Annotated in this window: 19 protein-coding genes and 1 tRNA gene; 16 read left to right on the top strand and 4 right to left on the bottom strand. The window is 63.8% G+C overall.

Annotated elements, in window-relative coordinates:
- Position 1: 1 nt before the first annotated feature.
- From RAD04_RS33965 to RAD04_RS33915, 11 genes are all read left to right on the top strand, one after another.
- Entirely contained in the window at positions 2-1,108 is a 1,107-nt protein-coding gene (locus RAD04_RS33965) for a DegT/DnrJ/EryC1/StrS family aminotransferase (RefSeq protein WP_028141025.1), read from the top strand.
- Positions 1,098-2,216 (top strand): DegT/DnrJ/EryC1/StrS family aminotransferase, encoded by a 1,119-nt coding sequence (locus RAD04_RS33960; protein ID WP_461627294.1) that lies wholly within the window; start codon positions 1,098-1,100, stop codon positions 2,214-2,216. The genes RAD04_RS33965 and RAD04_RS33960 overlap by 11 nt, the downstream gene beginning before the upstream one ends.
- A complete protein-coding gene (locus RAD04_RS33955) occupies positions 2,213-3,019 on the top strand; it encodes a sporadic carbohydrate cluster 2OG-Fe(II) oxygenase (protein ID WP_339034246.1) in 807 nt (268 codons plus the stop codon). The genes RAD04_RS33960 and RAD04_RS33955 overlap by 4 nt, the downstream gene beginning before the upstream one ends.
- Positions 3,012-3,404 (top strand): LIC12192 family sporadic carbohydrate cluster protein, encoded by a 393-nt coding sequence (locus RAD04_RS33950; RefSeq protein WP_461627293.1) that lies wholly within the window; start codon positions 3,012-3,014, stop codon positions 3,402-3,404. The genes RAD04_RS33955 and RAD04_RS33950 overlap by 8 nt, the downstream gene beginning before the upstream one ends.
- A 25-nt stretch (positions 3,405-3,429) precedes the next feature.
- Entirely contained in the window at positions 3,430-4,095 is a 666-nt protein-coding gene (locus tag RAD04_RS33945; RefSeq protein WP_461627292.1) for a class I SAM-dependent methyltransferase, read from the top strand.
- Entirely contained in the window at positions 4,073-4,648 is a 576-nt protein-coding gene (locus RAD04_RS33940; protein ID WP_461627291.1) for a WbuC family cupin fold metalloprotein, read from the top strand. Before RAD04_RS33945 ends, RAD04_RS33940 begins: the two co-directional genes overlap by 23 nt.
- A 61-nt stretch (positions 4,649-4,709) precedes the next feature.
- Positions 4,710-5,693: a lysylphosphatidylglycerol synthase transmembrane domain-containing protein gene (locus RAD04_RS33935; protein ID WP_461627290.1), complete on the top strand. Its 984-nt coding sequence runs from the start codon at positions 4,710-4,712 to the stop codon at positions 5,691-5,693.
- Positions 5,694-5,716: 23 nt separating this feature from the next.
- Positions 5,717-8,008: a hypothetical protein gene (locus RAD04_RS33930; RefSeq protein WP_461627289.1), complete on the top strand. Its 2,292-nt coding sequence runs from the start codon at positions 5,717-5,719 to the stop codon at positions 8,006-8,008.
- A gap of 216 nt (positions 8,009-8,224) precedes the next feature.
- Positions 8,225-9,442: a class I SAM-dependent methyltransferase gene (locus tag RAD04_RS33925; protein WP_461627288.1), complete on the top strand. Its 1,218-nt coding sequence runs from the start codon at positions 8,225-8,227 to the stop codon at positions 9,440-9,442.
- Entirely contained in the window at positions 9,435-10,628 is a 1,194-nt protein-coding gene (locus RAD04_RS33920; RefSeq protein ID WP_461627287.1) for a class I SAM-dependent methyltransferase, read from the top strand. The genes RAD04_RS33925 and RAD04_RS33920 overlap by 8 nt, the downstream gene beginning before the upstream one ends.
- 13 nt (positions 10,629-10,641) lie before the next feature.
- The gene (locus tag RAD04_RS33915) at positions 10,642-11,676 is read left to right on the top strand and encodes a Gfo/Idh/MocA family protein (RefSeq protein ID WP_461627286.1); all 1,035 of its coding nucleotides are present in this window, start codon (positions 10,642-10,644) and stop codon (positions 11,674-11,676) included.
- Here the strand turns inward: RAD04_RS33915 and RAD04_RS33910 are convergent.
- Positions 11,666-13,336 (bottom strand): hypothetical protein, encoded by a 1,671-nt coding sequence (locus RAD04_RS33910; protein WP_461627285.1) that lies wholly within the window; start codon positions 13,334-13,336, stop codon positions 11,666-11,668. The two genes, RAD04_RS33915 and RAD04_RS33910, sit on opposite strands and share 11 nt — an antisense overlap.
- Positions 13,337-13,488: 152 nt before the next feature.
- Between RAD04_RS33910 and RAD04_RS33905 the strand changes: the two genes are divergently transcribed.
- The 3 genes from RAD04_RS33905 (at position 13,489) to RAD04_RS33895 (ending at position 15,416) form a co-directional block, all read left to right on the top strand.
- On the top strand, positions 13,489-13,995 hold the full coding sequence (locus RAD04_RS33905; RefSeq protein WP_461627284.1) for a hypothetical protein: 507 nt from the start codon (positions 13,489-13,491) through the stop codon (positions 13,993-13,995).
- Between the two features lie 9 nt (positions 13,996-14,004).
- The gene (locus tag RAD04_RS33900) at positions 14,005-14,511 is read left to right on the top strand and encodes a hypothetical protein (RefSeq protein WP_461627283.1); all 507 of its coding nucleotides are present in this window, start codon (positions 14,005-14,007) and stop codon (positions 14,509-14,511) included.
- A 143-nt stretch (positions 14,512-14,654) separates the two neighbouring features.
- Complete coding sequence (locus tag RAD04_RS33895; RefSeq protein WP_461627282.1) at positions 14,655-15,416, top strand: glycosyltransferase family 2 protein; 762 nt, start codon at positions 14,655-14,657, stop codon at positions 15,414-15,416.
- Between the two features lie 136 nt (positions 15,417-15,552).
- On the opposite strand, the gene RAD04_RS33890 is transcribed toward RAD04_RS33895, so the two are convergent.
- Positions 15,553-15,628, bottom strand: a tRNA-Trp gene (locus RAD04_RS33890).
- Positions 15,629-15,779: 151 nt separating this feature from the next.
- On the opposite strand from RAD04_RS33890, the gene RAD04_RS33885 reads away from it, so the two are divergent.
- Positions 15,780-17,015, top strand: coding sequence for a serine hydrolase domain-containing protein (locus RAD04_RS33885; RefSeq protein ID WP_461627281.1), 1,236 nt, complete (start codon positions 15,780-15,782; stop codon positions 17,013-17,015).
- A 207-nt stretch (positions 17,016-17,222) separates the two neighbouring features.
- Here the strand turns inward: RAD04_RS33885 and RAD04_RS33880 are convergent, their stop codons facing one another.
- Together RAD04_RS33880 and RAD04_RS33875 are read right to left on the bottom strand one after the other, a co-directional pair.
- On the bottom strand, positions 17,223-17,990 hold the full coding sequence (locus RAD04_RS33880; protein ID WP_141934334.1) for an SDR family NAD(P)-dependent oxidoreductase: 768 nt from the start codon (positions 17,988-17,990) through the stop codon (positions 17,223-17,225).
- A 142-nt stretch (positions 17,991-18,132) separates the two neighbouring features.
- A complete protein-coding gene (locus tag RAD04_RS33875) occupies positions 18,133-18,831 on the bottom strand; it encodes a histidine phosphatase family protein (protein ID WP_461627280.1) in 699 nt (232 codons plus the stop codon).
- A gap of 134 nt (positions 18,832-18,965) precedes the next feature.
- Between RAD04_RS33875 and RAD04_RS33870 the strand changes: the two genes are divergently transcribed.
- Positions 18,966-19,751, top strand: coding sequence for an SDR family NAD(P)-dependent oxidoreductase (locus tag RAD04_RS33870; RefSeq protein ID WP_461627279.1), 786 nt, complete (start codon positions 18,966-18,968; stop codon positions 19,749-19,751).
- Positions 19,752-20,131 lie beyond the last annotated feature (380 nt).

Below are 20,131 nucleotides of genomic sequence, written 5' to 3'. Positions count from 1 at the left end.
CATGTACGACGTTCGATATTCCTATCTGCTCGAGCAATTCTCCGACCCCGCTCCGATCCTGGCCGAGATCGGCCGGCTGGTTGCGACCGGTGACTTCACCCTTGGCAAGCCCGTCGCCGAATTCGAGAAGCGCTTTGCCGAGCTGATCGGCGTGCGTCACGCCATCGGCGTCGGATCCGGCACCGATGCGCTCAAGCTGCCACTCAAGGCGCTCGGTATTGGTCATGGCGACGAGGTCATCACCGCCGCCAACACCTTCATCGCCACCGTCGGCGCGATCGCGGAAACCGGCGCGACGCCGGTGCTGGTCGATTGCGACGATTCCTTCTGCATGAACGTCGACCAGGTCGAAGCCGCCATTACCAAGAAGACCAAAGCGATCATGCCGGTTCAGCTGACCGGCGAGGTCACCGACATGGGCAAGCTGATGGCGATCGCGCAGCGCCATAATCTCCCCGTCGTCGAGGATGCCTGCCAGGGCATCCTTTCGGAATTCGCCGGCAAGCGCTCCGGCACCCACGGCATCGCCGCCGGCTTCTCCCTGCATCCGCTCAAGAACCTCAACGTCTGGGGCGATGCCGGCGTCGTCGTCACCAATGACGACGGCATGAACGAGAAGCTTCGCCTGATCCGCAACCACGGCATGAAGAACCGCGACGAGATCGCGATCCTCGGCTGCAACTCGCGGCTCGATTCCTTGCAGGCCGTCGTCGGCAACTGGCTAATCGGCCAGACCAGCGAGATCACGCGGCGCCGGATCGAGAACGCGGCCTATTACGACGCGGGCCTTGCCGGCCTGCCCGGCCTGCGCGTCCCGCCGCGCCGGCCCAACGTGAAGCACGTCTACCATCTCTACATGGTGTTCGCCGAGCGCCGCGACGAGCTCTACCAATACTGCCTGGACAACGGCATCGAGGCCAAGATCCACTATCCGATCCCGCTGTATCAGCAGGAAGGCCTCAAGCATCTCGGCTACGCGCCCGGCACCTTCCCGGTCACCGATCGCCACGCCAAGGAAGTCATCAGCTTCCCCGTCGACCAGCATCTGACGCGCGCGCAGCAGGATCGCGTCATCGAGACCGTCAGGAAGTTCTGCCATGGACGCTGACACCGACCGCCGGCGCATCGGTTACGTCAATCTTCCCGCCCAGTTCGAGGAAGAGCGCGCCGAGATCATGCAGGCGGTCGAGGGCGTGTTCCAGCGCGGCGACTTCATCGGGGGCGCAGCGGTTGGAAAGCTCGAGGAGGAATTGTCCGCCTATCTCGGCTCGCCCCATGTCGTGACGCTGAATTCCGGCACCGACGCGCTGATCCTCGCCTTGCGGGCGCTCGACATCGGTCCCGGCGACGAGGTGATCACCCCGCCGAATTCGTTCGTGGCATCGACCGCAGCGATCGTCGCGGTCGGCGCCACGCCTGTGTTTGCGGATGTGCTGCCGGACCAGAACATCGATCCGGCCGCAGTCGAGGCCGCCGTCACCCCGCGCACCAAGGCGATTATGCCGGTGCACCTGACCGGGCGCATGGCCGACATGACCCCGCTGATGGCGATCGCGGACAAGCACGCGCTCGCCGTGATCGAGGACAGCGCCCAGGCGGTCGGCTCGACCTATGACGGCCGGATGAGCGGCACCATCGGCACGTTCGGCTGCTTCTCTGCCCATCCGCTGAAGAATCTCAATGCCGCAGGCGATGCCGGTTTCCTCGTCACCGCCGACGCCGAGATGGCCGCACGCATCCGCCGCCTTCGCAATCACGGGCTGATCAACCGCAGCGACGTCCAGGAATGGGGCATCGTGTCACGGCTCGACACGCTCCAGGCCGAAGTGCTGCGCATTCGCCTGCGTCACCTGCCCTCGGTGATCGAGCGCCGGCGGCGCAACGCCGCGCAATACCGCGCCGAGCTCGCCGGGCTTCCTCTGTTCATTCCGCCCTGCCGCAACATCGAGTTCAACACCTTCCACACCTTCGTGGTGCAGACCGACCGCCGCAACGACTTCCAGAAATATCTGGCCGACAAGGGCATCGAGACCGCGATCCACTATCCGGTCCCGATCCATTTGCAGCCGGCGGCTGCGCATCTTGGGCAAGGCCGCGGCGCGTTCCCGGTGACCGAGCGGCAGGCGGACCAGATCCTCACGCTTCCCATCAACCAGTTCCTGTCGGCCGCCGATATCAGCTATATCTGCGCGACCGCCCGGGAGTATTTTGCATGACGGATACGGACTTCCTTCAGGCCGATGAGCAGGCGCTGGCGCAGCGCTTCATCGACAACGGCTTCGTCACCACGCCGGCCGATGACCGCGCAGGCCTCGACCGCATCCAGCGGCGCGCCGCGGAGCTTGCCGCGGACTATCTGAAGCTGCCGCACAGCAACGATCCCTATGCGATGCTCGACAGCATCCACACCCGGGTGAGCGTGGACGATCTCAACGGCCTGCGGCTGCACGTCTTCAACGGCCTCAACGCCGAGGCGTGGTTTCGGCCGACCTATTTCCGCCTGGCGCGCTCGACGATCGAGACCATCGTCGGCAACGAGCTCTGCATGCAGCGCCGCGTCAATCTCAGCATCCAGATGCCCGGCGACGATTCCTCGCTGCTCGCCACCCATTCCGACGTCTGGTCGGGCGACTCGCCGTTCGAGGTCGTGGTGTGGGTGCCGCTGGTGGACGTCCACCACACCAAGGCGATGTATCTGCTGCCGCCGTCGCTGAACGGCGACATGCAGGACCGGATGGCCGACTTGCGCAGCGCCGAGGAGCTGTACAAGACGATCAAGCCGCACGCGACCTTCATCGAGATTCCCTACGGTCACGTGATGCTGTTCAACCAGACCCTGATGCACGGCAATCGCGTCAACGAGGAGCCCGGCACGCGCTGGAGCATGAACTGCCGCTTCAAGAGCATCATGTCGCCCTATGCGGACAAGCGCTTCGGCGAGTTCTTCGAGCCGATCCTGCTGCGCCCGGCGACGCGGGTCGGCATGCAATACAAGCTGCCGGGAGGCTTCCATGGCTGAGCGAGCCGGCCATCGCGGCTATATCGGCGCGCGACCGCTGAACGGCAGCCGCACCCCGCAGCACGTCCAGAACATCGTGATCCGCGACTACGCGCGGCGGAAGAATCTGCAATTTCTGCTCAGCGCCGTCGAGCACATCATGCCCGGCAGCTACATGGTGCTCGAGGACATCCTGGACGAGTTGCCCCGCTTGAATGGCCTGATCCTCTACAGCATCTTCATGCTGCCGCCCGACGAGGCACGGCGACGGCAGATGTACGACCGCGTGCTGCGCGAGGGCTGCGACCTCCACGCCGCCGTCGAGGAGATTACGCTGTCGTCGCAGAAGGACATCCAGGCCGTCGAGGACATCCTGCTGGTCAATAAATACGCCACCATCCTGTGACGATGCCGCGGACCGGTTGGGCCCCATGAGCGAGATCAACCTGCTCCAACCGATGCACGCATCGACCAGGCGGAACTACGTTCAGCGCGTGGTCGAGCACGACAAGGCGGAATCCGCCACCGTCGCGCGGCAATGGGGACAGGACTACTGGGATGGCGACCGGCGCTACGGCTATGGCGGCTATCGTTATGACGGACGCTGGCGCCCGCTCGCCCAGACCTTGATCGATCGCTACGGCATCAAGCCCGGCATGAGCGTGCTCGACGTCGGCTGCGGCAAGGGCTATTTGCTCTACGAGTTCACTCAGCTCGTCCCCGACCTCAAGATCGCCGGCATCGACATCTCCGACTACGGCATCGCCAACGCCAAGGAGGAGGTGCGGCCGCTGCTGAAGGTCGGCAGCGCCGTCGAGCTCCCCTACCCCGATCACAGCTTCGACCTCGTGGTGTCGCTCGGCGTGCTGCACAACCTTCCGCTCGAGGACGTGTTCCGCGCGGTGTCGGAGATCGAGCGCGTCGGGCGTGGCGCCTCGAAATATCTGATGGTGGAATCGTTCCGCAACGAGCGCGAGAAGGCGAACCTCCTCTACTGGCAGCTCACCTGCCTGAGCTTCCACGGCCCGGAAACCTGGGCGTGGATCTACGACAAATGCGGCTATCGGGGCGACCATGGGTTCATCTTCTTCGAATGAAGCCGGCCTGCGCCGGCCGACGTCGCTGCGCGCGCAGAATCCGGAAGTGTATTATTCGGACGACGCCATCGTCACGGCGGATGACGCCACGATCGCGGAGCTGAAACGCATCGCCGCCGGTAACCCGCGTCTGCGCAGCCGGCTGTGCACGCACCCCGATCCCGCGTCCAGTCTGCACGAGATGCTGATCGTGCATCATCGCGAGGCCTATGTCCGGCCCCACAAGCATTTTGGCAAACCTGAATCGTTTCACGTGATCGAGGGCACTGCGCAGGTCGTGATCTTCGAGGATGACGGCCGCATTCGCGACGTGCTCGAGATGGCGCCCTACGGCCAGGGCAAGCGCTGCTATTACCGGATGCCCGAAAAGGTCTTCCACTCGATCCTGATCACCTCGGAATGGCTGGTGTTCCACGAAACCACCGCCGGCCCGTTCGATCCCTCACGCACGGCATTTCCCGACTGGGCCCCCGATGGCGGCGACGCTGCCGAGGTCCACGACTACGTCACGCGGATTGGCACACTCGCCGTGGAGCATCTGGCGAGACGGTAAATTTCGACCACACTCGCTGCTCGACGATCCCGCCGTGAATGATCGAGGACGAAACCAGACGATGAAGCCGCCTGCAAAAGCATTGGTTACCCTGGTCAAGTTCGCGGTGTCGATCGGGATCCTGGTATTGCTCTTGCGCAGCCAGGACTTGTCGTCCCTGAAAGCCGATCTTCTCGCCGTCAACTTGAACATGCTCGCGCTCGCGGTGTTGCTGCTGTTCGCCCAGACCTTCGTTCTCTGCCACCGCTGGATCCTGATCCTCCGCGCCATGAGCGTGCCCCTGGGCTGGCTGGCCGGCTGGCGCATTCTCATCATCAGCACCTTTTTCAATCAGGTGCTGCCCGCGGGCGGTGACGCGGTCCGGATCTGGATGCTGCGGCGGAATGGCGTGCAATGGTCGCAGACGATCGGCAGCATCGTGGCCGATCGCTTCCTGGCGCTGCTGGCGCTCGGTCTCATCGTCCTGGCGGGAATGCCGTTCCTGCTGCCTCGTGTCCACGACAACTCACTCCTTTTCGCGATCGTGACCGTTCTGGCAGCTGCATGCCTCGGCGCAATCGCCCTGGCGACGCTGGACCGGTGGCCGCCACGCTTGATCGCGGCCGTACCGGCTAGGGTCGTGCAATTCGCGATGCTGGTCAGGGCTCCGTTGCTGACGGCCGGAGGGCGGGCAATGTTGATCGTATCAGCCATTGTCGTCCACCTGATCACCGTCGCGACCTGCTATGTCCTCGCGATCGGACTGGAGGCGCCCCTCTCCGCACTTGACGCCTTCGTGCTGGTCCCGCTCGTCATCCTGTCTTCCGCGGTCCCCATCTCGATCGGAGGCTGGGGTGTGCGCGAAGGCGCGATGGTCGCTGCGCTTGGTCTTGCTGGAATCGCATCCGACAAGGCGCTCGCAATATCGGTTTTGCTAGGGCTTGGCGGCCTGATCGTCGGCCTGTTCGGCGGGCTGGTATGGCTGATCGCACCCGAGCGCACCAGCTTCAGCCCCGACCAGGCGCGAGCCGTCGCCGAACGAACTGATGCAGCGCCGGTAGCATGAGCAACCCTGTACAAGATCAAACGATGACGGTTGGCGAGGTGCGTTTGCGCGCCATCATCGAAACGTGGTGGCCCCGCATCCTCATCTTCGTGCCGGCGGCTCTTTCCATCTGGTTCGTGAACCGAACCGGCACCTACCGTACCCTGCTGTTCGACGGCGGCTGGACGACTCGATTTTACGTCCTCGCCTGGATCGTCCTGACGCCGTATCTCGGCTGGTTCATCATGGCGACCGGACGCCTGACGTTCTCGCTGATCAAGCACGAGCCCACTCAGCGCGTCGATGAGTTCTTCGTCGGCGCGGCCGCGCTCATCTTGACGGGGGTTGGCCTCGGCGCTCTTTCGATCCTGTACCCGCAGATCGTTGTCGGATTTGCGGCCGTGCTGCTGCTGTGGGACAGCCGCAGCTTCGGAAAGCCGCGGAAACTCGCGGTGACTCTACCGCTGGCCGCAACGTCGTTGATGGGCCTTTGGCTCCTGGCGACGGTGTTCCTCGATCGCGCCGTCATACCGGACGTGATTTCGACCGACGTTCAGCAGCTATATGCCCCGTATCTTGCGGAGGTTGCGAGAAATCACAGCATCTGGCTTGCCGCCGACAATCCCATCTTCTCCGACTTCGAGATCGGCCACGGAAACGGGCTGCATCTGTTGTTGGCGACCTTCCTGCCGCCCCATGTCGCCCAGATCGTTTCGTTTCTCTACTTCGTCGGGATCGGCGCGGTCATTTTCGAGCTCGCCCGTGTCATTCTGCCGTTGCAAGCTCTCGGACGCCGCTGGGAAGACGCCGCGATCCCGTTAGCCCTCGGTTTGGCGATCCTCGGGCTTGCGTGGCCCCGCACGATGCCGAGCGTCAAGGCTGGCCTCTACATCATGGAGTTCGGCAAATACCATCTTCAGACGGCGGCATTCTTCGTCTATTTCCTGCTGGTCGTCATTCGATCGTCCCAAGCTCGCGACCGGCTTGCCGCCGGCATTTGCGGCCTCGCCGTCGCCGCCTCCTATCCGCTCTATGCAGCGTTCGTGTTCTTGATTTCGTCGCTGGGCGTATTCACCAAGGTCCTTCAGCGAGACCGATCTGGCCTCGTCACCAGCCTGTTGCTCGGATTGGGAGCGGTTGGCGGGTGCATCCTGGCCTTCTCCATCAATTATTTTTATCTCGGAATCCCGGCAACCAATCCGTACGCGCTCTTTCGAAAAATCGCATCAGTCGAGCGTTTCTCGCAGTTCGGCAGCCTGGATATTCTTGATTTCTTCGTGCTGGCGCAGTCGCTGGAGGTCAGCGACTTCCTCAGCAAGGCGGGAGTGGTCGCCTTCATCAGGCAAGCCAAGTCCGTTCTCCTGGTTGCAGCTCTCATCGCGGCGACGACTTGTGCGATCTCTTTCCTCGATTCGAAGTTGTTTCCGGATCGCTCCGACTTCACGAAAAAGCGGACACTGCCCAGTGTTGCGGGAGTGTTCATCGTGATCGCGTACGTCGCCAGCGTGCGGCTGCTGGACATGACGCTGAACATTCCGAGCCTGATCAGGCTATCCATTCACGTCAACGCGCTCTTCCCGCTCGCGGCCGCCGCGATCGCCTGCTGGGGGCTCGTCATCGTGCGGTGGCTGGTCCCGACCGTGTTCGTCGGGCGCTTTGCACCCAATGTCGCCATTTTGGCGCTGCTCGCCGCTTGCGCCTGGATGACGACCTCGTATCCCTGGCAGAGCTTCAGGGACGACGGAGCCCTCGCCTTTGCGGCCCGCGGGCGCTCTCTCATCGAGATGCCGCGTGTCAGCCTGAACTGGCAGCGCTGTGACGAACTGCAGCAATCGACGGGCTCCGATCGGATTCTCGCGCTGAACGGCTACCGCGCAATGGTGCCCTGCTATTTCTCGCCGCTGCTCACGCGAGGTAAGGTCATCCACACCTATCAGAGCGATGTCGCGCGCAACTTCAGCAAGATCGCACTTGGGAGCGCCGATACAGCCGAAGCCACTCTTCGATCACTTGGGGTCAAGCTGTTCTATGTTCAGAAGCAGAATTGCGATTTCTGGCTCAACGGTTTCTCCGACCTCTTTCAGAGCGCCGAGCTGGAGAGGCGGTTCGCCCTTCATAGCGAGACCCCGAACTACTGGATGTTGACGTGGAGGGATGGCGGTCAAACCCTGAGTCCCGAGGCCGAGGCCGGCATTTCTGCGCTCCGGACGAGATCGAAAGACATCTACCGGCAGGCCTACGGGATCGAGCCGTTCGAGGTGGTGAAGCACCGTCTGTCTCCCAACGGCCAGCGAGCGGACGTCACGGTCCTCGATCAGCTCATGACCTGCCACTAGGTTGTGCTTCGCGCCGGTTCCGTCCATCTCGGCAAGAGGAAGGCCCGTAAACGAAGGCCACGGGTACCAGCTTGAGGGTGTCGCCAGGCTTGTGAATAGCCCGATCGGCGCAACTTAAGAATTGTGGCACGGCCTGCGGCGCTATATAGGCTTCAACTGCCGCGTATCGCCTGGGGGCGCCGATGTTCCCGTGTTTTCCTGCAAAGAGTTAAAGCCGTGACCGACCATTGCCGCCTTTGCCATTCGACCAACCTGCGTCCGGTCATCGACCTCGGACTGATGCCGATTGCGCATCGGCTTCGGCATAGCCGAAACGAGCAGGATGAACGATATCCGTTCGAGGTGCTGGCCTGCGGCGATTGCGGCCTGCCCCAGATCGTCAAGCCGATCGATCCCGACATTCTGTACCGGCAGTTCAACTACAATTTCAGCAGCTGGAAGCCGGAGCCGCATCAGGCGGACGAGCTCGATACCATCGCGAAATTCTCCAAGCACCAGTCCGTGTTCGAGATCGGATGCAACGACGGCCTGTTCATGGACAAGCTGCGCGAGCGCGGCACCAAGGTCATGGTCGGCGTCGAGCCCAATCCGGTGTCGGGCAAGATCGCCCGCGAGCGCGGCATCAAGGTCTATGCCGACATGCTCAGCCCGGCGATGGCCCACGATGCTGTCGCTCAGTCCGGCAAGTTCGATCTCGTCATATCGCGCCAGGTGCTGGAGCACATCGTCGATTTCGAGAACTTCTTCGACTGCGTCAAGATCGCGCTCAGCGACGACGGACTGCTGTTCATCGACGTGCCGGATTTCGCCCCGGGGTCAGCGGTGGGAGACCTCTCCGTCCTCTGGGAAGAGCACGTCAGCTATTTCACCGAACCGACCCTGCTCACGCTGCTGGCGCGCCACGGCTTCGAGGCGGTGTCCGTGAAGAAATACAATTTCAGCGGCGGCAGCCTCGCGATCGCCGCCCGCCGCGCCAAGGGCGCCGTGACGCCGCCGCCCGCGCCGTCCGGCGTCGGCGAGAAATTCGGTCAGCGCGCACGCGAGTATGGCGCGCGTCTCCGCCCGATTCTCGCGAAGGCCCGCGCCAACGGCGCCGAGATTGCCATCTACGGCGCCGGCTGCCGCGCCTGCACCTTCACCAACGCCCACGAGCTGGCGGATCTCGTCGACCTCTCGGTCGACGACCAGAAGGAGCGCCAGGGGCTGTTCCTGCCCGGCACCGGCATTCCGATCCGCTCGCCCGAGGATCTCGCCGGCAAGCCGGGTCCGCTCGTCTGTCTCCTGGCCGTGAACGAGGAGAACGAGGCCAAGGTCAGCAGCCGGCTGCGCGAGAGCGTGAAGCGTCCGCTGCAGATCGTTTCGATCTTCGCGCCGAACGACATCTGGAGCGAGCTCGACCGTCTCGAGGCGGCCGCAGGGTCGCGGCATGGCTGAGGACAAGCTCTTCAACTATTACGAACGTCAGGATGTTCTGCCGACGTTCGGGAATTTCAAATCGTCCACCGAGCTCGAGGCCTATGCCAGCCAGCGGCGCGAGCTGTTCTCGGACAAGCTGGTGCTGCCGCCGCGGCTGTTCCGCGATGCCGATGTGCTCGAATTCGGTCCCGATTCCGGCGAGAACGCGCTGGTGTTTGCCGGTTGGGGCGCGAACATGACGCTCGCCGAGCCGAACCGGCATGCACACCCGAAAATCCAGGCCTACTTCGCACATTTCGGCCTGACTCAACGTCTCCGCGAGCTCGCACTCGCCGACGTCGAGGGCTTCAGCAGCGATCGCCGCTTCGACATCATCGATGCCGAGGGCTTCATCTACACGGTACAGCCGAGCGAAAAATGGCTCGGCATCTTCCACCGGCTGCTCAATCCGGACGGTTATGCCGTCGTGTCCTATTACGAGCGCTATGGCGGCTTCTTCGAGCTCGCGCTCAAGGCGATCCATGCGGCCGGCAAGGCATTGGGCGGTCGCGCTCCGCTCGACACGGCAAAGATGCTGTTCGAGGCGAAGTGGGACAGCATTCCGCACACCCGCAGCTTCGAATCCTGGCTGATGGACGTGCTGGAAAATCCGTTCGTCCGGCATCGCTATTTCCTCGACGCGGCCACCTTGTGCGCGGCGGCGCATCAACAGGGGTTCGACGTCCATTCGGCGTGGCCGGCCTACCGCGACAGCCTCGACATCTACTGGCACAAGAAAGTTCTGTCCGGCGACGAGAAGCTGCATCGCGCCAGACGCCATCTCGACCGCAGCCGGCTGAGCTTCCTCGGCGGACGAAAGCTCTATCTGGTCGGCAAGGCCGATGCCGTGCAGGCGATCTCGGCCTCGATCGAGGCGCTGGTTCTCGACGTCGATGGCATGATCGATGATCCCTTCGGCGAGAGCCTGCCGCGCGTGGTCGCGGGCCTTGCGTCGCTGCGCGAGACGATCCGGACCACCGACATTCTCGCCGACGATGCCGCCGACATCGAAGCCATCATCGCGACGCTCGACAGCTTCCACCGCATCTTTGGCGCGATCGGGCGACGGGATGCGTCTGCGGTCGCAGCCCTCACCCAGTCGGATCCGGCCTTCATCAACACGTGGGGGCAGCCGGCGCATTTCCTCGTGATCCGGAAGCGCTAAGGGATCGTAGCCAGTGAAGCCAGGCATTGGCATCATCGGAACGGGCATGGTCGGCCAGATGTGCCACCTCGCCAATTTCGCTGCCAATCCCGCCTGCCGCGTCGTCGCGATCGCCGATCTCCGGCCGGACCTCGCCGCCGCCGCGGCGCAGAAGTTTGGCATCCCCCGGGTTTACGGCACGCACCGGGAGCTGCTTGCGGACAGTGCGGTGTCCGCCGTCGTCGTCGTGACGAAGCGTCGTGCCACAGGACCGATCGTCCTGGACGCGTTGACCAGCGGCCGGCACGTGCTGTCGGAAAAGCCGATGGCCTACACGACGGCCCAGGCCAGTTCGCTGGTCGAAGCCGCGCGGCAGCAAAACCTCGTCTACAGCATCGGCTACATGAAGCGTCACGATGCCGGCGTGGCACGGGCGCTGCAGATGCTGACGCGCTTGCGCGAAGACCAGTCGCTCGGACGCATCGTTCGGGCAAAAGGCTGGTGCTTCGGCGGCGACACCGGCCGGTCGCACGACAATTTCGTGATGACCGGCGAAGCGCGACCGGACGGGATCGAACTCTGGCCGGACGGTCCCGACTGGATGCCGCGCGCGATGCGTCCCGGCTACGACAATTTTCTGAACGTCTTCAGCCATATCATCAATCTGGCGCGTTACCTGCTCGGATCGTCGCCGACGGTCGCCGAAAGCGCGATCGAGACTTCGGGAGCCGCGCGCATCACGCTCGACTTCGACGGCATCGCCTGCACGCTGGATCTCGTGAACGGCTCCGAGGGCAGTTGGCGCGAGGGACTGACGATCGACTTTGAACGTGGCGCGGTCACCCTGGAACTGCCCCCGCCCTTTGCCGAGCAAGAGGCGGAGGTCATTGTCGATCACGATGGTCAGAGCACGCGGCTGACGGGTGATAAGAGCTGGGCATTCCGGCGCCAGGCCGACGCCTTCGTGTCCGATATCGCCGCGCGAGACCTGCCCTTGGCCTCCGGCGCGGATTCAGTGACCGACATCGCGCTTGCGGAGACCGTCTGGAAACAGTGGGCTAGCGGCTAGGCGCGGCATCCTTGCTTGCGCCTTCGAGCGGCAGAATGCCCGCGATGGGCCCAAGCTTGATCGTGACCTGCGCAAGTTGAGCCAGGAACTCTGCAACATCGCAGCGCGCCAGGAACCGGCACGCATAGTACTTCCGCACCAAGGTCTGGTTCGGTGCTGCTCCCGGGCCCGGCTGGAACGAGATCGTCGCCTGCGGCCCCGTCGGATCGAAATGATGGAATGCGCTTCCCGGAGCCGTCCGCGCCTCGTCCATTCCCCGCAGGATGTCGGGCCGCTCGGCGCGCAGTGCAAATCCGAAGAACGGCTGATTGCCCCAGGCAAGGCGCAGCATGCCGGTAACCTCGGCGAGACCGAACGGCACATGCCGTGAGGGGTAGTCGAAAAAGCCGTCATCGAGCGCATAAACCGTCGCCGCGGGCTGGGCCCGGCCGGCAAGGTTGCGCGTCAGGGCCTCCTGCTTCAGCGTTCGCGCCTGCATGAAGACGTAGTCGCTCCACAGCATGCCGATCGACATGATCAGGCCCGATCCGAATATGGCTGCAAAGGCGATGCTGGGACTGGTCCAACGTTCGGCCAGCCGCTTGATTGCGAGAAACCCCAGCGCCGAGGGCACGCCGAGCATCAGCAGATGGCGGCTCTCGTAGAAGTGCGTCGACGACGGCCGCAGGCCGGCGATCAGATAGGGCGACGACAATGCGAGGAACAAAACCACGGCGAGCACGAGCGGCAAGGCGATCGCGAGTCTGGACGTGGTCGGCTTCGTGTCGGCGCGCAGCAGCAGCAAGACGATGCCGACGAGCACCGCCGCCAAAATGAACAGCGCCGGGACGGTGATCGCCGCGCGCAATGCGTGGGCCAGGACGTCCCTGTAGCCGGTGATGAAGAATGCCAACCATCCCTTCACCAACTCGCCGAGCGTCGGGAAATGGGCATCATAGTGCTGAGCGTACACGCCGATCCGCTTGAACCAGATATTGAGCGTGCCCCAGTAGATCAGAGGAAGCAGGATCAATTCCGGATAACCCAGGGCACAGCGCCAGCACGCGAGCCATGTGCGGCGAACGAAACCGTCCGTCGGCTTCCCGCGCCGCCATATCGCAACGAAGAGACCAAGCATCACGAAGGCATAGAGCACGATCGTCGAGTTGAGCGCGAAGCCCAGCAGGAACACGAGCGCACAGGCCACGCGAAGCAGCACGCGCCGCAGGCCGCGCACGCTGAAGGCCAGGGTCAACAGCCATGCGCCGATGAACAGCAGTCCGAAGCTGAAGACGTAGACAGCGTTCGCCTTGCCCGCCCAGAGCTGATAGCCGGGATAGGTCCAGACGATCAGCGCGAAACCGACCGCCTCGGCGCGGTCGAGCAGGCCGAGACGCGTTGCGGTCAGGGCGAGCGATATTGCGCCGAAGATAATTCCAGCAATCGCCAGCGAGACCATCACGACAACCGGGGCGCCCGTCCAGTTCGCGAACGTGTCGTAGCTGTAAAAGATCGGATGACCGGCGCCGTTCAGCAGGAAATCGATGTTGATGAAATAGTCGGGACGCGGCTTGAGCACCAGCCAGTCGTCCATGAAGAGACCATCGTTCACGAGCATCGGCGCATGCGCAGCCAATAGCACGACGAGGAGGACGACTATCGCACGCAGCAATGGGGACATCTCGGACGGAGGAACGGCATCGCCGGCAGGATTCGCACGCCCACGTGACGTCCGCAAGGCGGGATGATGGGCTCCCTTGACCGGAAAAATGCGACCTTTTATAGACTTTCGCTCTGGCTGGGCCTGAGAGGCGTCCGGGACGATTTTCCGCAATGAACATGCTCCCGGGCCCGGCGCAAGCCGCTGCGATTGGTCTCAGTGTCGCGCTGCCGCTGCTGCTATTGTGCTACGCGCGCATCGCCGCCACCGGCGGATCCGGCCGCCGCTTCCGGCTCGGCTGCGTCAGCGTCTTGGCCCTCTACGCGATCGCCTGTCTCACGCTTCCCGGTCAACGCCATCTCGACGACGTGCTTGGCGGACTGTTCCTGCTCGCGACCGCGATGATGTTCTTCTACATCCTGTTCAGCCTGCTAGCCTGGGGCTTTACGCTGACGCTGCTCACGGCACTCGTTAAGGCCGGGCGTCCCCTCACCCTGGAGCAATGGGCCGTAGCCTACATGCAGGGCGGAGATCTCGGCACCTTCACGCACAACCGTCTGAAACTCCTGGTCGGCGCGGGGATGGTGATCACGGCACACGGCAGGCTGGCTCCGACGGCCAAGGGGGTGGCGGTCGCGCGTCTCGTCAAACTCGTTCGTCTGTCGACGGGCCTTGGGTGAGAGGCCACGATGTCCTTTGTTGTCGGATTTCTCGCCGCCCTGACCTTCGCCTTGCTGGCGCCTGCCTTGCAGCTCATGGCCCGCGCTCGCGGATGGTCGCTTGGAGCCGTGACCCTGCTCGCGATCGCCGCGATCCTCACCCATGGTCTCGGCGTGATGCTCGGAATCCTCGTCATCCCGGAATTTCAGTACTGGGACGCCGCGTCGATTTTCGGTTTTTGCGTGATGGGTTACGTGTTCGCTTTTGGCGCAGTGTACAAATCGGTTTCCCTGGAGATTCTGCTCGGCATCGTCGACAGGCCCGAGCGGAAGGCTCCGCTTTCGGAGATCGCCGAACGGCAGGTTCCAGATCTGTTCCAGGGACGAATTGGGAACCTGGTCGACGGCGGCCTTGTCGAACCGGTGGATTCACACTTCGCGGCGACGGCGGCGGGCCGGAATATGGCAGGCCGCGTCGGACAGCTGCGCCGCGCCTTCGGTATCGGCGATACCAGTCTCTATGATTTTTCCGAATAGTTGCCAGGAACACACACATCGCCGGTTTCGTGCCGATTGTGCAGGGCATATCTGCGGGCCCCTTATTGTTCGGTCGGCCCAGATGACCTAGAGTTGCGTCGGGGTTCCACCAGTAAAGAGTGGCCGGCAACGGGCGGCATAAGATGACACCTTCCAGGGCAGCAAAGCGGCTTACGATCGTCATCCCTGCACTGAACGAGCAGGAGAAGATCGCCGACACCATTGACGGCGTGTTGCCGCTCGCCCGCGAGCTGCTCGACGATTTCGAGATCTTCCTGATCGACGACGGCAGCACCGATGCCACCGGCGCGATCATGGACGAGTTCGCGGCCGGCGAGCCGCGCATCATCGTGCAACATAACGCCAAGCCGCGAGGTGTCGGTGCCGGCTTCGAATACGCCCTGTCGCGCGCAAAATTCGATGCCATCACGCTCATTCCCGGCGATCACGCCTTTCAGAACGAAGGCGTTGCCCGGATGTTCAAGGCGGCGGGCGCCGCCGACCTCGTCATCACCTATCGCGACAACCAGTCGGACCGCTCCGTCAACCGCTCGCTGCAGTCGCATTCGCTGCGGTTCATCCTGAATTGCCTGTTCGGCTTCTGGCTGTCCGACTATCACAGCATGATCGTCTACCCCGTGAAATGGCTGCGCCAAATCGCGGTCAAGGCCGACGGCTACGGCTATCAGATCTGCGCGTTGATCTCGCTGCTCCAGCTCGGCCTCACCTACGTCCAGGTGCCCGTGAGCCTGAACGCGGAGCTGAAGGGGTCGTCCCGTGCGCTGCGGCTGCGCACCTATTTCGAGCTCGGCGGCACCATCGTCTCGCTGCTGCGCCGCGTTCCCATCCGGAACGTCGATCTCAGCCAGATTCCCGACGACGCGGAGCGGGCCCCGGCCCGCTAGGCGCCGCCTGGCCTGCCAACCCCGGACATCAAGCGGATGGGCACACGCGTGGTGAGATGGGCTCACGCGTGACGATTCGCCCGCGGGACGGCCCGTCCCTATCCTGCCAGCATCTGACTTAAGTGATTGATTTTACTGGCAGGAGTGGCAGGGCTCGAACCTGCGACCCCCGGTTTTGGAGACCGGTGCTCTACCAATTGAGCTACACTCCTACAGACCTCGGGTCGCCCCAAGATCAGGGCCGCTTTCAAGCACAGGCGACGGCCGGTTTGCAAGGGTGAACCGCGCCCGCTTCGCTTGTTTGTACCGGGGTTTCTGGGCCACAGTCCGTTGCCGATAATCAAAAACAAACTGGGAGTGCCCATGACCGCCACAGCGACCGCTCCAGCCGCCTCACAGGCCACGATCGCAGCCTCCACCCCGCCCTTGCCCGAGGCAAGGCCGGAGACGCTCGGGCTGTCGCGGCTGCGCCTGCAGGCCATGTCGGACGCCTTCGAGCGCGAGATCGACAAGGGAACCGTCCCCGGGGTCACTGTGCTGGTGGCGAGGGGTGGCCAGATCGGCTGGTTCGAGGCACTCGGCCGGCAGAGCCCGGCGGCCGCCACGCCAATGGCGCGGGATTCGATCTTCCGGATCTTCTCGATGACCAAGCCGATCGTCTCGGTCGCCATCATGGCGCTGGTCGAGGACGGCCACCTGCTGCTCAGCGACGCCGTCGCAAAGTTCATCCCGGAATTTGCCAGCCAGCAGGTCGGCATCGTCAAGGACGGCAAGCTGGAGCTGGTGCTGCCGGCGCGGCCGATGACCGTGCAGGACCTGCTCCGCCACACCTCGGGCCTCACCTACGAGCACCAGGGCGACGGCCCCGTGCACAAGCTCTATCAGGAGTCCCGCGTCCGCAGCCGCAAGATCACCAACGCCGAGCACGCCACCCTGGTGGCGAGCTTCCCGCTGGTCTGCCAGCCCGGCGCGGAATTCAACTACAGCCGCTCCACCGACATCCTCGGCCGCATCATCGAGGTCGTCAGCGGCAAGTCGCTCGGCTCGTTCCTCACCGAACGCGTGCTCGCCCCGCTGCAGATGGCCGAGACCGGCTTCTCGACCTCCGAGGCCAATGCGGGCAGGCTCGCCGAGCCGTTCGCGGCCGATCCCTGGACCGGCGACAAGGTCGCCCTCTTCAATATGCTCGAGCAGCCGGTGATGGAGTCCGGCGGCGGCGGTCTGGTCTCGACCACGATGGACTATGCCCGCTTCTGCCTGATGCTGCGCAACGGCGGCACGCTGGACGGCAACAGGATCATCGGCCGCAAGACGCTGGAGCTGATGGCGTCCGATCATCTCGGGCCGCAGGTTCAGACCAACGGCACCCTGCTCTCGCCCGGCCACGGTTTCGGCCTCGGCTTCGCCGTGCGCCGTGAGGCCGGCATCGCGCCGTTCCCTGGCAGCGTCGGCACCTATTTCTGGAGCGGCATTGCGGGCACGTTCTTCTGGATCGATCCGAAGGAGGACCTGTTCGCGGTGTTCATGAGCCAGGGCCCGGGACAGCGCGATTTTACGCGCACGCTGGTGCGGGATCTTGTTTACGCGGCGGTGGAGTGAGACGGCGTCGCTTGAGTTGAATGATCTAGCGCCAAGCTCGGGTGCAACCTGTCCCGCTTGCGGGGGAGGTCGGCACGAAGTGCCGGGTGGGGGCTCTCTTCTCTTGGGGGTCCTCGATTGTGGCGAGACCCCCTCCCCAACCCTCCCCCGCAAGCGGGAGAGGGAGCGCACCGTCACTCGCGGCCGCACCGTGGCCTACAACGCTTCTCAACTGATCGTCGCGCCGCCGTCGATTACCATGGTCTGGCCGGTCATGAAGTCGCCGGCCTTGGACCCCAGGAACACCGCGGCGCCGGCGATCTCGTCGGGGATGCCGATGCGCAGCAGCGGCGAGCGCGCGGTCGAGGCCTTCAGGTTCTCCGGATTGTCCCACAGCGCCTTGGCGAAGTCGGTCTTGATCAGGCCGGGCGCGATGCAGTTCACGCGGATGTTGTCCTTGCCGTATTCGCAGGCGAGGTTGCGCGCGAGCTGCATGTCGGCGGCCTTGGAGATGGCGTAGGCGCCGAGGATGGTCGAGCCCTTCAATCCGCCGATCGAGGAGACGATGATGATGGAGCCGTCCTTGCGCTCGATCATCTGCGGCACCACCATCGAAATCAGCCAGTTGTTGGCGACGATGTTGTTGTCCAGGATCTTCCTGAACTGATCATCGGAGATGCCGGCGAGCGGGCCGTAATACGGGTTCGAGGCGGCGTTGCACACCAGCACGTCGATCTTGCCGAAGGCGCGATTGCTCTCATCGACAAGGTTTTGCAGATTCTCTTTCGATGAGATGTTGGCGGCGACCGCGACCGCGGTGCCCTTGCCGAACTTGTCGTTGATGCCCTTGGCCACCTGCTCGCAGACGTCGGCCTTGCGCGATGAGATCACGACCTTGGCGCCGTGCTCGGCCATGCGCTCGGCGATCGCAAGCCCGATGCCGCGCGTCGAGCCGGTGATGACGGCGACTTTCCCCTTCATGTCGAACAAGGTCATGTTTCTCTCCCAGATTGATTTTTGATATTCAACGTCATCCCGGGGCGATGCGAAGCATCGAACCCGGGATCTCGAGATTCCCCGGTGCGCAATTGCGCACCTGTGGTCTGGTCCTTCGGACCATCCGGGAATGACAGTTCACTCACGCCAGCTTCTTGACTTCCGGTCCCGCCGGCTGATGCATCGCCGCGTGCGCAGCATCCGCGATCCACGGTTGCTGGTTCACCATCGGCAGCCGCCAGACCTTGCGCTCGGGAGTTGCGAAATAATCCAACCGCGTCACCGAGCAATTGTCGATGTCGAATGACAATCCCCGCACCGGCTGGCCGTCGAGCGCGAGCCCCAGCGCCGCCTTGATGGTGCCGCCATGTGCGACCGCGATGATGTCCTGGCCGCCCGCCTCGGCGTTGATCCGCTCGATGGTGCGGCGCGTGCGGTTGTAGAGATCCATGAAGCTCTCGCCGCCGGGCGCGGGCTCGTTGATGTCGGCGAACCAGCTCGTGCCGACGGGGCGGCTGGCGATGAACTGGGCGCGGTTCATGCCCTGCCAGCGGCCGAGATTTTGTTCGGCGAGGTCCGCTTCCCATTTCATCGATTCAGGCCTTGGGAAACCAGCCGCCCAGATCGCTTCCGCGGTCTGGTGCGTGCGCATCAGATTGCTCGAATACCAGACCGCCGTGCGTGGCAGCACCTTGGCAACAGCGTTGAACACATAGGTATCGCTGGTGTCGCAGGCGATGTCGCTCTGCCCGTAGATGTTGCCGCCGTCATTGCGCACCGGCGCGTGACGGACCCACCACCACCGTGTCATGACCACATTGGGCTTGTCTGCGCCTGCCATCGAAACCCTTCCATCCCGTTTGATGTCGCTGTACGTCAGGTGTGAACGTGTCTCAAGACACTTTACCGTTTGAAATCTTGTTTGAAATTCCGTCGCGCGGCAAGCGTCGCGCGGGGCACCACAGGGAGAAACGCATGGGCCGCCTGCAAGGCAAATCCGTCATCATCACCGGCGCCGGCAGCGGCATCGGTCGCGCCGCCGCGCTGCTGTTCACCCGGGAAGGCGCCAAGCTGATCGCGGTCGATCGCACCGAGGCGGTGAAGGAGACCGTCGACGAGGTGAAGAAGGCCGGCGGCGTCGCGGAAGCCATGATCGCCGACGCGGGCTCCGAGACGGACATCATCGCCGTGATCGACAAGGCGGTGAATACGCATGGCCGGCTCGACGTGATCTGGGCCAATGCCGGCGTCTCCGGCGGCCTCGTTCCGCTCGGCGAGCAGACCGTAGAGCATTGGCAGGAGGTGTTGCGCGTCAATCTGATCGGCCCCTTCCTGGCGGTGAAGCATGCGATGCCGCACATGGTGAAGCAGCAGTCCGGCGCCATCGTGCTGACCGCGTCCGTCGCGGGCCTCAAGGCCGGCGCCAGCGGGCATCCCTATGCCGCGAGCAAGGCCGGCGTGATCAGCCTGGTGCAGACCACGGCGTATTCGCTCACCGGCACCGGCGTGCGCATCAACGCGGTGTGCCCGGGCTTGATCGAGACCGGCATGACAAAACCGATCTTTGACCGCGCCAAGGAGCGCGGCACCCAGGACAAGATTGGCCAGCTCAATCCGCTGAAGCGCCCCGGCCAGCCGCACGAGCTCGCGGCGATGGGCCTGTTCCTGGCCAGCGACGAAGCCTCGTATGTCAACGGCCAGGCGTTCCCGGTCGACGGCGGCCTCACCGCCTCGATGCCGTATACGGGCAAGCCGGTTTAACCCTCGCGTGTCCCGGACGCGCTGCAGCGTTCTTACGCTGCTGCGCAGAGCCGGGACCCAGGAAGCCGCAGCACGTGCTGATACATGGGCCCCGGCTCTGCAGCGCACCGCCGAAGAGGCGCTGCGCAGCGTCCGGGGCACGAGAGCTTGGTTCAACGATAGACATAGTTCGTCATCCTCGCGGCTCATCTCGCCCGAGCTTTGCTTCATCGCTTCACCCTCATAATTGAAAGAGGGCGCAGGGAAGACCGGGAGCCCGCTGGCACCCGAGGTCCACTGTGCGAATTCTGCGTAACAAGAAGCTGCACAGCGGCATACAGGTGTAGCCAGGACATCCCGGCCTTCCCTGCGCAGTGGTTTTACGGCTTATGTCGTGCTCT

The organism is Bradyrhizobium sp. 25ACV (assembly GCF_054863005.1).
Note: the sequence above shows the minus strand (reverse complement) of the source record. Positions and strands in the feature narration are given on the sequence as shown.

What these genes read in the sequence shown, in the direction of transcription:
- RAD04_RS33965 (WP_028141025.1), top strand. Translation starts at nt 2, where the DNA reads ATGTACGACGTTCGATATTCCTATCTGCTCGAGCAATTCTCCGACCCC.
- RAD04_RS33960 (WP_461627294.1), top strand. Translation starts at nt 1,098, where the DNA reads ATGGACGCTGACACCGACCGCCGGCGCATCGGTTACGTCAATCTTCCC.
- RAD04_RS33955 (WP_339034246.1), top strand. Translation starts at nt 2,213, where the DNA reads ATGACGGATACGGACTTCCTTCAGGCCGATGAGCAGGCGCTGGCGCAG.
- RAD04_RS33950 (WP_461627293.1), top strand. Translation starts at nt 3,012, where the DNA reads ATGGCTGAGCGAGCCGGCCATCGCGGCTATATCGGCGCGCGACCGCTG.
- RAD04_RS33945 (WP_461627292.1), top strand. Translation starts at nt 3,430, where the DNA reads ATGAGCGAGATCAACCTGCTCCAACCGATGCACGCATCGACCAGGCGG.
- RAD04_RS33940 (WP_461627291.1), top strand. Translation starts at nt 4,073, where the DNA reads ATGGGTTCATCTTCTTCGAATGAAGCCGGCCTGCGCCGGCCGACGTCG.
- RAD04_RS33935 (WP_461627290.1), top strand. Translation starts at nt 4,710, where the DNA reads ATGAAGCCGCCTGCAAAAGCATTGGTTACCCTGGTCAAGTTCGCGGTG.
- RAD04_RS33930 (WP_461627289.1), top strand. Translation starts at nt 5,717, where the DNA reads ATGACGGTTGGCGAGGTGCGTTTGCGCGCCATCATCGAAACGTGGTGG.
- RAD04_RS33920 (WP_461627287.1), top strand. Translation starts at nt 9,435, where the DNA reads ATGGCTGAGGACAAGCTCTTCAACTATTACGAACGTCAGGATGTTCTG.
- RAD04_RS33910 (WP_461627285.1), bottom strand. Translation starts at nt 13,336, where the DNA reads ATGTCCCCATTGCTGCGTGCGATAGTCGTCCTCCTCGTCGTGCTATTG.
- RAD04_RS33905 (WP_461627284.1), top strand. Translation starts at nt 13,489, where the DNA reads ATGAACATGCTCCCGGGCCCGGCGCAAGCCGCTGCGATTGGTCTCAGT.
- RAD04_RS33900 (WP_461627283.1), top strand. Translation starts at nt 14,005, where the DNA reads ATGTCCTTTGTTGTCGGATTTCTCGCCGCCCTGACCTTCGCCTTGCTG.
- RAD04_RS33895 (WP_461627282.1), top strand. Translation starts at nt 14,655, where the DNA reads ATGACACCTTCCAGGGCAGCAAAGCGGCTTACGATCGTCATCCCTGCA.
- RAD04_RS33885 (WP_461627281.1), top strand. Translation starts at nt 15,780, where the DNA reads ATGACCGCCACAGCGACCGCTCCAGCCGCCTCACAGGCCACGATCGCA.
- RAD04_RS33880 (WP_141934334.1), bottom strand. Translation starts at nt 17,990, where the DNA reads ATGACCTTGTTCGACATGAAGGGGAAAGTCGCCGTCATCACCGGCTCG.
- RAD04_RS33875 (WP_461627280.1), bottom strand. Translation starts at nt 18,831, where the DNA reads ATGGCAGGCGCAGACAAGCCCAATGTGGTCATGACACGGTGGTGGTGG.
- RAD04_RS33870 (WP_461627279.1), top strand. Translation starts at nt 18,966, where the DNA reads ATGGGCCGCCTGCAAGGCAAATCCGTCATCATCACCGGCGCCGGCAGC.